Consider the following 13714-nt stretch of genomic DNA (forward strand, 5'->3'; position numbering starts at 1 on the left):
GGGGTCAACAAGTCGTGCGCAGGGGATTGACGGTCTTGCTGACAAGCAGTCTCATAAGTGATGACCGCCGGTAACCCGATGAGCGAGGTATCCGAAGCCATGACGACCGTGACCGATCGAGGCGCGCTGCAGGACGCGCTCGGCCTCCTCAAGGACCGCGAAGAGATCGCCGCACGACTGCTCGAATCCTCGGCCAAGCACTCCTTCGACCCCGACCGGGAACTCGACTGGGACGCCCCGCCCATCGACGGGAAGTACTACTGGCCGCCCGAGCTGCTCTCCCTCTACGACACCCCGCTGTGGAAGAAGATGGGCGAGGAGCAGCGCATCGACCTCTCCCGCCACGAGGCGGCGGCGCTCGGCTCGCTCGGCATCTGGTTCGAGATCATCCTGATGCAGCTGATGGTCCGGCACATCTACGACAAGTCCCTGACCAGCAACCACGTCCGCTACGCACTCACCGAGATAGCCGACGAGTGCCGTCACTCGATGATGTTCGCCCGCATGATCCAGAAGGCCGGCGCCCCCGCCTACCCGGTCTCCCGCCTCAACCACAACCTCGCCCGCGTCCTCAAGACCGTCTCCACGACCCCGGGTTCCTTCGCCTGCACCCTGCTCGGCGAGGAGATCCTCGACTGGATGCAGCGCCTGACCTTCCCCGACGAGCGCATCCAGCCCCTCGTACGCGGCGTCACCCGCATCCACGTCATCGAGGAGGCCCGGCACGTCCGCTACGCCCGCGAGGAACTGCGCCGCCAGATGCTGACCGCCCCGCGCTGGGAACGGGAACTCACGCGCATCAGCTGCGGCGAGGCCGCCCGCGTCTTCTCCCTGGCCTTCGTCAACCCCCGGGTCTACGAGAACATCGGCCTCGACCGGCACGAAGCCGTCGCCCAGGTCCGGGCGAGCGGCCACCGCCGCGAGGTCATGCAGACGGGCGCCAAGCGGCTCACGGACTTCCTCGACGACATCGGCGTGCTGCGCGGGGTCGGCCGCAGGCTCTGGAAGAGCTCGGGACTCCTCCCCTGAACCGGCTGTTTCGGGGCTACCCTGCGGGCATGACGACCGTACGCGCGTACCGCAGGCTGAGCGTCGAGGAGCGGCGGGCCCAGCTCCTCGACGCCGCCTTGTCGCTGTTCGCGCACCGGGCCCCGGAGGAGGTCTCGCTCGACGACGTCGCCGAGGCGGCGGGCGTCTCGCGGCCCCTGGTCTACCGCTACTTCCCGGGCGGCAAGCAGCAGCTGTACGAGGCGGCCCTGCGCTCGGCGGCGGACCTCCTCGAGCAGTGCTTCGCCGAACCGCAGGCCGGCCCCCTGACCCAGCGCCTGTCCCGGGCGCTGGATCGCTACCTGGCCTTCGTGGACGAGCACGACGCGGGCTTCTCGGCGCTCCTCCAGGGCGGCAGCGTCGTCGAGACCTCCCGTACGACGGCGACCGTGGACGGCATCCGCCGGGCGGCGGCGCAGCAGATCCTCTACCACCTGGCGGTCCCAGCCCCCGGCCCGCGGCTGCGGATGATGGTCCGCACCTGGATCACGGCCGTCGAGGCGGCCTCCCTCATCTGGATCGACGAGGGCAAGCAGCCGGACGTCTCGTCCCTGCGCGACTGGCTGGTCGACCAGTTCATAGCCCTCCTGACCGCGACGGCCGCCACCGACCCGGAGACCGCTGCTGCGGCGCGGGCCGCGCTGGCCCTCGAATCGGCGGACGGCCCGGTCGGGGTCCTGGCCCGACGTGTGATCCCCGTGGTCTCCGAGGCCGCCCACCTGCTGTGACACTGGTGGGGTGAGAAGCGAACCCACCCCCTTCGAGGGCGGCCCGATGGACGGCCGGGTCCTGGCGATCCTCGTCGGCCCCACCGGCCACCCGCCGAAGTGGTACGAGATCCCGGTCCCGTCGGCCGACGGCGGCCCTGACACGGTCCTGCTGTACGAGCGGGTCCCGTCGGGCTATTCGAAGCGGCTGCACCTCCAGAAGGGCTGGAAGTACACGTACGCCCCGTCGGGCCAGAAGCCCAGGCTCCGCTGGCCCTGGACCAAGCCGACCCCGCCACCCCACTTCCCCGAGGCCCCTTAGGCCACCGGGGGCGCGGGCGGGTCCGGGTCCGGGGGCGGCGCCGGGGCCGGTACCGGTACCGGTTCCGGGGGCTCCGGGAGGGTCAGGACGGCCAGCGCCCCGCCGCCCTCCGCGCCCCGGAACACCAGCCGTGCGCCGATGACCTCCGCCTGCCCCACCGCGATGGTCAGCCCCAGCCCGTGCCCCTTGCCCGCCCCCACGCCCCCGGTCCGGAACCGCTGCGGGCCGTGCGCCATCAGGTACTCCGGGAACCCGTCCCCGTGGTCCCGCACGGTCACGACCGGCCCGTCCACCGTCAGCACCACCGGCGGCCGCCCGTGCTTGTGCGCGTTGGCCACCAGGTTCCCCAGCACCCGCTCGAGCCTGCGCCGGTCCGTCTCCACGTGCGCGTCCCGGACGATCACCACCTCCGTCTCCGTCCCGGACGCGCGCACCACCCGCCGCGCCAGCCGGCCCAGCTGGTGCAGATCCGTCTCCACCACCTCGCGCCCCGAGTCCAGCCGCGAGATCTCCAGCAGGTCCTCCGTCAGCCCCCGCATCGTCCGTACCCGCTCCTGCACCAGCTCTGTCGCCCGCCCCTGCGGCAGCAGCTCCGAGGCCGCCTGCAACCCGGTCAGCGGCGTGCGCAGCTCGTGCGCGACGTCCGCCGTGAACCGCTGCTCGCTCAGCAGCTTCGCCTGCAGGGTCCCGGCCATCGTGTCGAGAGCGCCCGCCACGGTCGCCACCTCGTCCTGGTGCCGCGAGGGGTCCTTGGTCCGTGGATCGTCCACGCGCGCGTCCAGATCGCCCTGCGTGATCCGCCGGGCCACGGTCGCCGTCTGGTGCAGCCGCCGCGTCACCCGGGTCACCGCGAAGGCGCCCACCAGCAGCGTCCCGCCGATCGCCAGCACGGACGAGCCGATGATCGCGTTGTCCAGGCCGTGGATCGTCCGCGCGCTCTGCGCGTAGTCGACGGCCGTGGCCAGGGCCTTCCCGTCCGCCGGGGCCGCCGCCCACATCGTCGGGCGGCCCTCGTACTCGGCCACCATCGTCGCGCGCTGCCCGGACACCGCCAGCGCCCGCAGCGCCGGCGGCAGGCCCGCCGGGTCGAGCCCCGAGTCGGGCGGGAGGGCCTCGCCGGCCTCGTACTCCCGTGCGACGTCGTGCAGTTTGTCGAGGGCCTTGGCGCGCGCCGTCGCCACCGTCTGCCGGGTCACCTCCACGTGCACCAGCGCACCCAGCACGGCCGCGAGGGAGCAGCACATCACGACGATGAAGCACCCCGCCTTCCACGTCAGCGTGGCCGTCCAGGCGGGCAGCCGCCCCTTCACGGCGCCCCCTCAAGGGAGGGCTTCAGCGGCTGCGGCGCGGACGGGGAGGCGGAGGGGGCTGTCGTCGGCAGCCGTACGATCTGCTCGCGCGTCGGCAGCATCGTGCGCTGCTTCCCGTCCCAGGACCACGCGGTGATCAGCTCGTACCCCGGATTGCCGCTCGGCACCCGCAGGATCACGTCCCGCCCCGCCAGCTCGGCACCGACCACCTTCTGCGTCGTCGCCATGATCCGGTTGAGGCGCCCGTCCGGGTCCGCCGTGTACACCCGTACGGACATCATCCGGTCTGGCATCTCGATGCCGACGACGAGCTCGTCCCGGCCGTTGCCCGTCAGGTCCCGGTAGTACGGCGTCAGCACCGGGCACTTCCCCGGCGGCCGTCCCTCCTGCCCGCACGCCTTGATCGCGGCGGCGGTCTCCGGGGGCATCCCGTCGGGGCCGACGCCGGTGTCCGGGCCCGCGCGCAGCTCCGCCTGGACGAGGGCCACCGGGTCGACCCCGTGCACGTTCTGGTCCCGCACGGGCGCCAGCCCCTGTACGTACACCGGCGGCGCACCCTCCGGATCGGCGGGCGGTACGGAGGCCCCCTTGCGGTCCGGCCACAGGTGTACGGGGCCGCTCGCGGTCGGGGTCGCACCGGCGCCCACCGGGCCGCCGGTGTCGCCGCAGCCCGCGAGCAGGGGCACCAGCGCCAGGCCGAGCAGGCCGAGCAGGGCGGGCAGGCCGGCGCGGGAAGCGGCGGCCGGGAAGGAGAACACACGCAAGCCGACCGGGCCTCCTCTCCCAAGGGTCCGTGCGACGCCTCCTGACGTCACCCAACCTTATGCGGAGATTTGCCCGTTTTTTCGACGGGTTCTTGAGGGGATACCGGCGGATCAGCCCTCGGTGCGCCCGCGGCGCAGCATGGCGAAGCCGAGCCCGGCGGCGCCCACGGCCGCGATACCGCCGCCCGCGGCGAGCAGCAGCACGCCGTCACCCGGTCCGTCGGCCAGCGTGTCCAGGGTCCCGGAGGCGACCGAGCGGGCATGCGAAGCCGAGGCCTGGACGACACGTCCGTCCCGGGCCCCGGTCTTGTACCCGTCGGCGACGGGCGTACCGCCGTGGGCGCCGGTCCCGTTCGTGTCGCCGGCCCAGGAGGACAGCCGGCCGTCGGGCTGGAGCGCCACGTGCAGCGGGCCGGAGCCGCCGAAGGCGGCGCCGCCGTCCCGGCTGGTCAGGGTGGCCGCCTTGGCGCCGTCGGCGGCCAGGATGTCGGCCTGGAAGCCGCCCTCGGCGATGCGGTAGACGTTCGCCTTGGACATGCCGTCCGCGAGGGCGAGGCTCTTGACCAGGGTCCGGGGCGCACCCGCGGAGTGCGCGGCCGACGCGGCGGGCACCCCTTCGGCGAGGGCGGCCGCGGCGGGCAGCCCAAGGAGGGTTCCGGCGCAGACGGTCACTGCGGCGGCTCGTACGAGAGTGCGGCGGTTGACGGTGCTCACGGGAAATCCTTAGGTCCGGTCCAGGTGCGACAAACCTAGGAGCCCGCTGTGTCAGTACAGCGATGAGCGTGTAACAGGAACCCGGCGGAGTCCCGTAGAAGCTGTTACGTGACCGAGAACTCCACCGGGGGATTGCCGCGAGGCGCCCGGGCTGCTCCCATGTACGGCGGGGGGTGAGGTCCATGCGGGGACTCAAGGTGCTGCCGAGCGGCCGCCCCGGCCGCGGCCGGCTCTACGTCAACCTGCCCGACGGCCAGGCGGTGGCCTGGTACGACCGGCAGACCAACCGGATCAGCGTGCTCGCCGACCAGCACCGCGAGGCGGTCCTGGCGGCGTTACGCCCGTACCTGGCCGGCCCGTACACGGTCGGCCCACCGCCGGTGCCCACGCCCGCGGACCTGCGCAGACTCGCCCTCCCGCCGGACGAGGACCTGGCCCCGAACCGCCCCGGCGAAACCCTGCTGGGCGAACTGGAACACGGCTCGGCGGGCAGCCGGGCCCGGCACCGGCTGCGCCAGGACCTGACGGCCCAGCAGCGCATGGGCGACCTGCTGGACTCCCTCGAGCCGGAAGGCTGGCGGGTCCTGCACTCCGTGCCGCTCCCGGGCCTGGGCGGCATCGACCACCTGCTCATAGGCCCCGCGGGGATCTTCTGCATCCGTACGCTCCCGGGGCGCCGGCAGCGGGCGGCCGTCGGCGACCTGCTGCTGACGGTGGGCCGAGCCGAGCCGCGCCCGGACCCGCGCTGGATCCGCCGTGCCGCCGTCGCGGCCACCCGGGCCCTGGCGGCCCCGGTGCTCCCGGCGCTGGCGCTGGTCGACGCCTCCCGCATCGAGGTGGCCCCGACGGTCCGCGACATCCGCATCCTCGAACCGGCGACCGCCGCGGCGCACCTCGCCGCGGCCCCCGCCACCCTCAAACCCCCGGACATCGAAGCCCTCTTCACCCAGGCCCGCGCCACCCCGACCTGGCTCCCCCCACACCTCTACGGCCCCTCCCGAACCCGCCGCCGCACCGCACCGGCGGGCCGGCGCTCCGACCCGCTGCCCCGCAGAAACGGCACGTAGCGGGGCTCCCCCGAGCCCGTCCGACGTTTGAGGACCGGGGGCCCGGGGCGGAGCCTCGGGAAACGGAGAAAGGGCGGGGCGGGGAGTGGCGCCGCAGGCCCCGCCCCACCCCTCAGGCCGACGTCCGCTTCCGTGGAGCCGCCTTCTTCGCCGACGCCGTCGTCGCGGTCGACTTCTTCGTCGAAGCCCCGGCCCCGGCCGCCTTCTTCGCCGAAGCCGTCTTCGAAGTGGACTTGGTCGCAGCCGACTTGCGCGACGCCGTCTTCTTCGTACCCGCCGCCGTCTTCTTCGCCGCAGTCGTCGACGCTGTCGACTTCTTCCCGCCCACCGCCTTCGGCGCGGCCGCCGTCTTCCGGCTCCCGCCGCTTCGCCGGATCGGCGTAACCTCCGCCCCCGCCTCCGCGTCCTCGGCGGCCCCGGCCGCCCCCGCCTCCCCCCGAGACGCCTTCGCGGCCCGCACGCTCTTCTCCAGCGCCGCCATCAGGTCGATCACCTTCCCGCCGGCCGGCTCCACTTCCGCCTCCGCCGGAGGTTCGAACGCCCCCTGCGACTTCGCCGAGATCATCGCCTCCACGGCCTCCCGGTACTCGTCCGTCAGCGAGGACATCTCCACCTCCCCCAACGTCGCCATCAGCGCGTCCGCCAGGTCCAGCTCGGCCTCCCGCACCGACACCTTCCCCTCCGGAGCCACCCCCTCCGGCACCCGGATCTCGTCCGGCCACAACAGCCCGTGCATCGCGATCACATCGTCGACGACCCGCAGCATGCCCAGCCGCTCCCGCCCCCGCAGCGCGTACTTGGCGACCGCGACCCGTCGGCTCCGCTTCAGCGCCTCCCGCAGCAGCGTGTACGGCTTCGCCGCCGTCGGCCCGTTCGCCGCGAGGTAGTACGCCGCGTCCATCTGCAGCGGATCGATCTCGTCCGCCGGCACGAACGACACGATCTCGATCGTCTTCGCCGTCGCGATCGGCAGCTGCGCCAGGTCCTCGTCCGTGATCGGGATGATCGCCCCGTCCGCCTCCTCGTACCCCTTGCCGATCTCGGCGGTCGCCACCTCCTCCCCGTCCAGCTCGCACACCTTGCGGTAGCGGATCCGCCCGCCGTCGCTCAGGTGGATCTGGCGAAAGGAGATCGAGTGGCTCTCGGTGGCGTTCACGAGCTTGATCGGAATGCTGACCAAGCCGAAGGAGATTGCCCCGTTCCAGATGGATCGCACGGTTCCTCCCGTTTCATGGCAGTCTCATCGTATGACGCCGATCACCATGGTGGAGGGGCGTCGCATCCCGCTCTCCCATCTCGACAAGGTCCTGTACCCCGAGACCGGCTTCACCAAGGGCGAGGTGCTGCACTACTACGCCACCGTCGCGGGTGCGCTGCTGGCCCACATCCACAACCGGCCGGTGTCGTTCCTGCGCTATCCCGACGGCCCGGACGGCCAGCTCTTCTTCACGAAGAATCCGCCGCCCGGCGCGCCCGCCTGGGTGAAGACCACCCCGGTGCCCCGCTCCGAGGACCTCTCGGCCGAACAGGTGGTCGTCGCGGACCTGCCGTCCCTCATGTGGGCCGCCAACCTCGTCGTCGAGTTCCACACCCCCCAGTGGCCGGCGGGCAGTCCGGCCGTCGCCGACCGGCTGATCATCGACCTCGACCCCGGCGCGCCCGCCACCGTCGTCGAGTGCTGCGCCGTCGCCCTGTGGCTGCGCGAGCGCCTCGCCGCCGACGGCCTGTCCGCGTACGCCAAGACCTCCGGCTCCAAGGGCATGCACCTGGCCGTCCCCCTGGAGCCGACCCCGTCCGACCGGGTGTCGGCGTACGCGAAGGGCCTCGCCCAGGAGGCCGAGCGCGAGCTCCCCGACCTCGTCCTGCACCGCATGGCCAAGGCCCTGCGCCCCGGCAAGGTCTTCGTCGACCACAGCCAGAACGCCGCCGCCAAGACCACCGCCGCCCCCTACACCCTGCGCGCGCGGGCCCGGCCGACGGTCTCCGCCCCCGTGTCCTGGGAGGAGGTCGCGGCCTGCCGTACCCCCTCCGACCTGGTGTTCCTCGCCGACGACATCCCGCCCCGGCTCGAGCGCGACGGAGACCTCTTCGGCCCGCTGACCGACCCCGGCCGGGCCCGCCGGCTGCCGGGGAAGGCCGGGCCGTGATCCGCGTGGCCCTCGCCGCCACCGTCCGCACCCTGCCGCGTGCGGCGGGCCTGGCGTACGAGCCGAAGTTCGACGGCCACCGCCTCGTGGTGGTGCGCACCGCCGAGGACGTCGTACTGCAGGCACGCTCCGGCCGCATCGTGACCGCCGCCTTCCCCGATCTGGCCGCCGCGGCCCGGCAGTTGCCCGCCGAGACCGTCCTCGACGGCGAGGTGGTGGTCTGGCACGGGGGCCGTACGGACTTCGCGCTCGTCCAGCGGCGGGCGGCGGCCACGGCCGCGCGGGCCGCCGTACTCGCCCAGAGCCTGCCGGCCTCGTACGCGGCGTTCGACGTGCTGGAACTGGCCGGGCTGGACCTGCGCGGGCGCACGTACGAGCGGCGCCGCGCGCTCCTGGTCGACCTGCTGCTCCCGCTGGGCCCGCCGCTGCAGCCGGTCCCGATGACGACCGACCCGGAACTGGCCGCCACCTGGTACGAGACCCTGCCCGCCAGCGGGATCGAGGGCCTGGTCGTCAAACGGCTGGACCAGACGTACCCGGCGGGCCGGCGCGGCTGGCAGAAGCTCCGGCACACGGAGGTGCGGGACGCGGCGGTGGTCGGCTACACCGGCACCCCGCGCCGCCCCCTCGCGCTGGTCCTGGTGCTGCCGGTCGGGGACGAGACCCCGCTGGTGTCGAGCCCGCTGACGGCCGCGCTGCGCGCGGACGTGGTGGCGGCCCTGGCCTCGCGCGAAGCCCCGCCCACCGGGGCCACCCGGGCCGGGGCGCCGTCGGGCGGGGCCACGGTCACCGCGATCGGACTCGGCGAGGTCCCGTTCCGCCCGCTCGACCCGCCGCTCACGGCGGAGGTCCGGCACCCCTCGACCGCCCGGCACCCGCCGCCCGAGGTGCTCAGGCTGCGGACAGACCTCTGACACCTGCGACCTGCGACCCGCGACCTGCACCGAGGGACGGCGCAGGTCGCAGGAGGTCGTCATGACGGCTGTCGGACGGTGCTACGCGTTCCCGCTCGGCTTGTACTGCGGCGGTTCACCGTACGGGGGCTGCTGCGGCCCCGGGTACTGCGGCGGGTTCCGGTACCCGGACTCCCGCTCGGCCCTGGCGTCTTCCTGATGGCTGTTCGTGGTGGAGCCGAAGTTCCCGTAGCCCTGCATCTCGTGCGGGCGCAGCCCGCCCTCGGGGATCTCCACGGCCTCGCGCTCCTCGCGCACCTCGTAGACCGCGCCGCCGTTCGGCAGGTGGGGTTGGCTCTCGGCGGTCGGCGGCGGGGGCTCCTTGGCCCGGACCCGCTGGCCCAGCTTGAAGGCGCCGAGCAGGAAGCCGACCACGGCAATCCCGACGACCAGGAACCACACGGTGTGGGCCAGTGTCTGGTCCAGACTAAGAGTCATGTCCATACGTGCTATTTTCCCGCATTGGTACCGATTTCACCCGAAAGCCAGGAAGACCCCCCTCCCTGCGTACCGGGCGACTACCGTGCCGAATCAGGGGCAGGCGCAGGGACGACCGCCCCGAGAGGCGCCCCGGAAGGAGCCCGAAAATGCCCCGCGGATCTTCACCCGAACGAGAACGCCAGTACGAGCACATCAAGGAGAGCGCCGAGCAGCGCGGCGAGTCCGAGCAGCGGGCCAAGGAGATCGCCGCCCGGACCGTCAACAAGGAACGGGCCCGGGCCGGCGAGTCCAAGACCGCGAGCAGGGAGTCACTGGTGGACATGTCCTCCGCCCGGCGCGGCGGCCTGCACTCCCACTCGGGCGCACAGGGGCCGACGTACGAACAGCTCTACGCGGAGGCCAGGCGCCGCAACATCCACGGCCGCTCCGACATGAACAAGACCCAGCTCAAGCGCGCGCTCGGCAAGTAGGCGGCAAGGAGGCCGAGTCCTAGCGGAGCGGCCCGTCGGAATCCCGCAGCGCCCGGACCTCGTGGCCCCCGAGCACGGCCAGGATCTCCGCACAGATGGCCAGCGCCGTCTCCGCGGGTGTCCGGGCCCCCAGGTCCAGCCCGATGGGCCCGTGCACCCGCGCCAGCTCCGCCTCGGACACCCCGGAGGCGATCAGCCCCTCGCGCCGCCGCGCGGTGGTCTTGCGGGACCCGAGGGCGCCGACGTACGGAATCCCGAGCGCGAGCGCGCTGCGTACGGTCGGCACGTCGAACTCCGGGTCGTGGCTCAGCATCACCAGGCAGGCGGCGTCCCGGCGCGCGGCCAGCAGCTTCTCGGCCTCCGTGACCGAGCCGACGAGCCCGGCGCCCCACCCGAGCAGCAGGGCCTGCGCCTCGATGATCTCGGCGAGCTCGCCGCCTCCGCCGATGACGACGTACGGCGCGGAGGGGTACGCCTCCACGAACACCAGCCCGTGCTCCCCGTACAGCGCGTCCCGCCCCGGCCGGCGCGTGGCCAGCAGCTCGCCGGCCCGGCGCTCGGCGTCGTTGGAGGGCGCGTCGACGGCCCGTACGACCTCGCTCACGGCCTGCTGCGCCGGCTCGTCGAGCCGGGTCACGAGCGCCACCCCGACGCCCTCCCCGAGCAGGTCCCACCATTCGGCGGGTACGGCCTTCAGCGGCTGCAGCAGGATCTCGGCCCGGCCGCCGCAGGTCAGCTTCGCCTCGACCGCCTCGTCGGCCCCCACCGAGACTTCGCACACCCGGGCGGTGGCCCCGGTGGCCATGGCTCCGGCCTCCGCCACCAGCTCGGCGTCGAAGACCCCGCGGTACAGGGCCCCGACGCACTCTCCGCGTGCATCGACGAGCAGGGCCCCGGCGGGATCCCGCGGCCCGAACCCCTGCTCGGCCACCGGCCGGGCCAGGAACCCGGCCCGCCCCTCGGCCACCCACTGCCGCGCCGTCTCCACCAGCTCACGCATCGCGCCGCCCCATCCTCGTCGTCAGAGCCCGCCCCAAAGCACCTGGTCAGCGGCGCAACGCGGCCTCACGGCCAACCTACGCACGCACCCCACCCCTACCCATCCCTCAAAACCCACAGACCCGGACCCACCTCCCTCGTACAGACCACCGGACCGGACCACCCGCTGCCGACTTGCACGCGGGCGCCGGGAGGCGTTGTTTCGAAGTACGACAGAGAACGTGAAGTACGGCAGAGAACGTTGGGGATGACCCGGAATGCTCTTCACGGACCGCGACGACGCAGGACGACGACTCGGCACGGCGCTGCGGACGTACGCGGCGGACGGGCCCGTCGTCCTGGGGCTGCCCCGGGGCGGGGTCCCGGTGGCCTTCCACGTGGCGCACGCCCTCGGCGCCCCGCTCGACGTGATCGTCGTCCGCAAGCTCGGGGTCCCGTACCAGCCCGAGCTGGCGTTCGGCGCCATCGGGGAAGGCGGCGTACGCGTGATCAGCGACGACATCGTCCGCCGCGGCCGGCTCAGCCCGCAGGACATCGCCTCCGTCGAGCAGGCGGAGCAGTCGGAACTCACCCGCCGTGCCGCCCGCTACCGCGCGGGCCGGCCGCAGCAGGACCTCCACGGCCGGACGGTGATCGTGGTGGACGACGGCATCGCGACCGGCGCCACCGCTGCGGCCGCCTGCCAGGTCGTACGGGCGCAGGGCGCGGCCCGGGTCGTCATGGCGGCCCCGGTGGCCCCGCCGGACGCGCTGGCCCGGGTGGCCGCGGTGGCCGACGAGGTGGTCTGCCTCTCCACGCCGCCGGGCTTCTCCTCGGTCGGCCAGTGGTACCGGGACTTCTCCCAGACCCCGGACGAAGAGGTCGTCTCCCTCCTCGTGCAGGCCGTCCGGCAACCACCCGCCACGACGGAGGAAGTCTCGGTCTCCGCGGCGGGCCTGCACCTCCCCGGCGACCTCACCCTCCCCCCGGCGGCGAGGGCGGTGGTCGTCTTCGCGCACGGCTCGGGCAGCAGCCGCCACAGCCCCCGCAACCGCCAGGTGGCCACGACCCTGAACCGGGCCGGCCTGGGCACCCTGCTGTTCGACCTGCTCACCCCCGGCGAGGAAGGGGACCGCGCCAACGTCTTCGACATCGAGACCCTGGCCGCCCGCCTCTCCGAGGCCACCGCCTGGCTCGCAACCCGCACCTCGGCCCCGGTCGCCTACTTCGGCGCGAGCACGGGCGCAGCAGCCGCCCTTGCCGCGGCGGCGTCCCCGGATTCACCCGTCTACGCGGTGGTCTCCCGCGGCGGCCGCCCGGACCTGGCGGGCCCGCACCTCGCCGCGGTCCGGGCCCCCACCCTGCTCGTGGTCGGCTCGGAGGACTCCCTGGTCCTCACCCTCAACCGCGAGGCGCAGGCCCGGCTCCGGTGCGAGAACCGCCTGGAAATCATCGAGGGCGCCACCCATCTCTTCGAGGAACCGGGAGCCCTTCACGCGGTGTCGGCCCTCGCGGAACGCTGGTTCATCACCCACCGGCCGGCGGCCCCTGCGCGCTGAGGAGCGGCTCGCCGTATTTATTGCAGCCGAGCGGAATTCACCGGACGGGCAGCTCTCTGTTTCCCTCAGTTTTCCACCGGACGATTCCCCTAAAGGCCGAGCCCGCCCCAATGAAATGTATTGAGGCCGCCCGAGTGATCCTCGGCGGGACATGCGCCGTGGTGTGATCAATCGATCGCCGAGAGTCAACAATGGCTTCGTCCGTAGCCATAGGCGAGGTGCCGCGCATTCACATGGGGCGCGCAAAGTGCGCGCTCGGGCGTGACCCCTCCGAGCTCGTGAGGAAGATTCTCTTGAGTCAGCGAACGACCCGAAGTACACGCCTGAAGTCGGCCACGCTGGTTTCGGCCGGCGTGCTCGCCGTGGCGCTCAACGTCGTCCCGGCCACGACGGCCATCGCCGACGCGATCCACCGGTCCGGCACCGACACCGCCGTCGCGCTGCCCGGCCCGTCCGGCGTCATGAGCGACGGCGACCACGGCGGCAAGCGCGGCTCCCAGGGCCCCCAGGGCAAGCCGGGCCGGCCGGGCCACGAGGGCCGCGAGGGCCGCCCGGGCGCCCAGGGCTTCCAGGGCACCCAGGGCTTCCAGGGCACCCAGGGCACCCCGGGCCACCCGGGCCGCGAGGGCCGCGAGGGCCGCCAGGGGCCCCAGGGCTTCCAGGGCTTCCAGGGCTTCCAGGGCTTCCAGGGTGAGCGGGGCCACGAGGGCCACGATGGCCGCGAGGGCCGCCAGGGGCCCCAGGGCCACCCGGGCCGCGAGGGCCGCCAGGGCCCCCAGGGCCGCCAGGGCCCCCAGGGCTACCAGGGTGAGCGGGGCGAGCAGGGAGTGCGGGGCCCGCAGGGCTTCCAGGGTGACCCGGGCGAGCGTGGAGCGCGGGGCCCGCAGGGCTTCCAGGGCTACCAGGGTGAGCAGGGTGAGCAGGGAGTGCGGGGCCCGCAGGGCTTCCAGGGCACCCCGGGCGCGACGGGCAGGTTCACCACGTACGTCGTCCCCGCTAACGGCACCCGGATCGCGACCGCATTCTGCGCGCCGGGCGACCTCGCTACCGGCGGCGGATTCCAAGGCTTCCAGGGCAACCCGGACCAGAGCTTCCCCGTCGGCACCCCTCCCAACGGATGGCAGGCCAGCATCACGGCCAACCAGCCGATCACCGCCTTTGTGGTGTGCGTCCGCCAGGCGCCGTAAGTCCCTTCGCCGAACGGCGGTGCCCCTGGGCCTCGGCCCCGGGGCACC

At 73.5% G+C, this 13714-nt stretch carries 15 protein-coding genes; 9 read left to right on the forward strand and 6 right to left on the reverse strand.

Going from position 1 to position 13714, the window contains the following annotated elements; translation table 11 throughout:
* Positions 1-99 precede the first annotated feature (99 nt).
* The 3 genes from ACZ5WG_RS02500 to ACZ5WG_RS02510 are packed head-to-tail and all read left to right on the forward strand — an operon-like array spanning position 100 to position 2076.
* Positions 100-1029, forward strand: coding sequence for an AurF N-oxygenase family protein (locus ACZ5WG_RS02500; RefSeq protein WP_468720040.1), 930 nt, complete (start codon positions 100-102; stop codon positions 1027-1029).
* 29 nt (positions 1030-1058) lie between these two features.
* Entirely contained in the window at positions 1059-1775 is a 717-nt protein-coding gene (locus ACZ5WG_RS02505) for a TetR/AcrR family transcriptional regulator (protein ID WP_266663779.1), read from the forward strand.
* Positions 1776-1785: 10 nt separating this feature from the next.
* Positions 1786-2076 carry a hypothetical protein gene (locus tag ACZ5WG_RS02510; protein ID WP_468720042.1) on the forward strand — a complete coding sequence of 97 codons (291 nt, stop codon included), beginning with the start codon at positions 1786-1788 and terminating at the stop codon, positions 2074-2076.
* Here the strand turns inward: ACZ5WG_RS02510 and ACZ5WG_RS02515 are convergent.
* From ACZ5WG_RS02515 to ACZ5WG_RS02525, 3 genes are all read right to left on the reverse strand, one after another.
* Positions 2073-3320 (reverse strand): histidine kinase dimerization/phospho-acceptor domain-containing protein, encoded by a 1248-nt coding sequence (locus tag ACZ5WG_RS02515; RefSeq protein ID WP_468720505.1) that lies wholly within the window; start codon positions 3318-3320, stop codon positions 2073-2075. The two genes, ACZ5WG_RS02510 and ACZ5WG_RS02515, sit on opposite strands and share 4 nt — an antisense overlap.
* 62 nt (positions 3321-3382) lie before the next feature.
* On the reverse strand, positions 3383-4144 hold the full coding sequence (locus ACZ5WG_RS02520; RefSeq protein ID WP_468720506.1) for a hypothetical protein: 762 nt from the start codon (positions 4142-4144) through the stop codon (positions 3383-3385).
* Between the two features lie 117 nt (positions 4145-4261).
* A complete protein-coding gene (locus ACZ5WG_RS02525) occupies positions 4262-4864 on the reverse strand; it encodes a hypothetical protein (protein WP_468720043.1) in 603 nt (200 codons plus the stop codon).
* A 182-nt stretch (positions 4865-5046) separates the two neighbouring features.
* Here ACZ5WG_RS02525 and ACZ5WG_RS02530 point away from each other — a divergent pair, with 182 nt between their 5' ends.
* Entirely contained in the window at positions 5047-5931 is an 885-nt protein-coding gene (locus ACZ5WG_RS02530) for a nuclease-related domain-containing protein (protein ID WP_468720045.1), read from the forward strand.
* 112 nt (positions 5932-6043) lie between these two features.
* Here ACZ5WG_RS02530 and ku read toward each other — a convergent pair whose 3' ends face one another.
* On the reverse strand, positions 6044-7147 hold the full coding sequence (ku, locus tag ACZ5WG_RS02535) for a non-homologous end joining protein Ku (protein ID WP_468720047.1): 1104 nt from the start codon (positions 7145-7147) through the stop codon (positions 6044-6046).
* Positions 7148-7178: 31 nt separating this feature from the next.
* Between ku and ligD the strand changes: the two genes are divergently transcribed.
* Together ligD and ACZ5WG_RS02545 are read left to right on the forward strand one after the other, a co-directional pair.
* Positions 7179-8078 (forward strand): non-homologous end-joining DNA ligase, encoded by a 900-nt coding sequence (ligD, locus tag ACZ5WG_RS02540; protein ID WP_468720048.1) that lies wholly within the window; start codon positions 7179-7181, stop codon positions 8076-8078.
* On the forward strand, positions 8078-8992 hold the full coding sequence (locus tag ACZ5WG_RS02545; RefSeq protein ID WP_468720507.1) for an ATP-dependent DNA ligase: 915 nt from the start codon (positions 8078-8080) through the stop codon (positions 8990-8992). Before ligD ends, ACZ5WG_RS02545 begins: the two co-directional genes overlap by 1 nt.
* 81 nt (positions 8993-9073) lie before the next feature.
* On the opposite strand, the gene ACZ5WG_RS02550 is transcribed toward ACZ5WG_RS02545, so the two are convergent.
* Positions 9074-9475 (reverse strand): DUF6479 family protein, encoded by a 402-nt coding sequence (locus ACZ5WG_RS02550; protein ID WP_468720050.1) that lies wholly within the window; start codon positions 9473-9475, stop codon positions 9074-9076.
* Between the two features lie 143 nt (positions 9476-9618).
* Between ACZ5WG_RS02550 and ACZ5WG_RS02555 the strand changes: the two genes are divergently transcribed.
* Complete coding sequence (locus tag ACZ5WG_RS02555; protein ID WP_468720052.1) at positions 9619-9942, forward strand: plasmid stabilization protein; 324 nt, start codon at positions 9619-9621, stop codon at positions 9940-9942.
* Positions 9943-9961: 19 nt separating this feature from the next.
* Here the strand turns inward: ACZ5WG_RS02555 and ACZ5WG_RS02560 are convergent, their stop codons facing one another.
* Positions 9962-10942 (reverse strand): XdhC family protein, encoded by a 981-nt coding sequence (locus tag ACZ5WG_RS02560; RefSeq protein WP_468720053.1) that lies wholly within the window; start codon positions 10940-10942, stop codon positions 9962-9964.
* Between the two features lie 256 nt (positions 10943-11198).
* Here ACZ5WG_RS02560 and ACZ5WG_RS02565 point away from each other — a divergent pair, with 256 nt between their 5' ends.
* Together ACZ5WG_RS02565 and ACZ5WG_RS02570 are read left to right on the forward strand one after the other, a co-directional pair.
* Positions 11199-12479, forward strand: a complete 1281-nt coding sequence (locus ACZ5WG_RS02565) for an alpha/beta family hydrolase (RefSeq protein WP_468720054.1) — start codon at positions 11199-11201, stop codon at positions 12477-12479.
* A 293-nt stretch (positions 12480-12772) separates the two neighbouring features.
* Positions 12773-13666, forward strand: a complete 894-nt coding sequence (locus ACZ5WG_RS02570) for a collagen-like domain-containing protein (protein WP_468720055.1) — start codon at positions 12773-12775, stop codon at positions 13664-13666.
* Positions 13667-13714: the final 48 nt, after the last annotated feature.

The sequence above is a fragment of the Streptomyces sp. NPDC032745 genome (assembly GCF_055579465.1).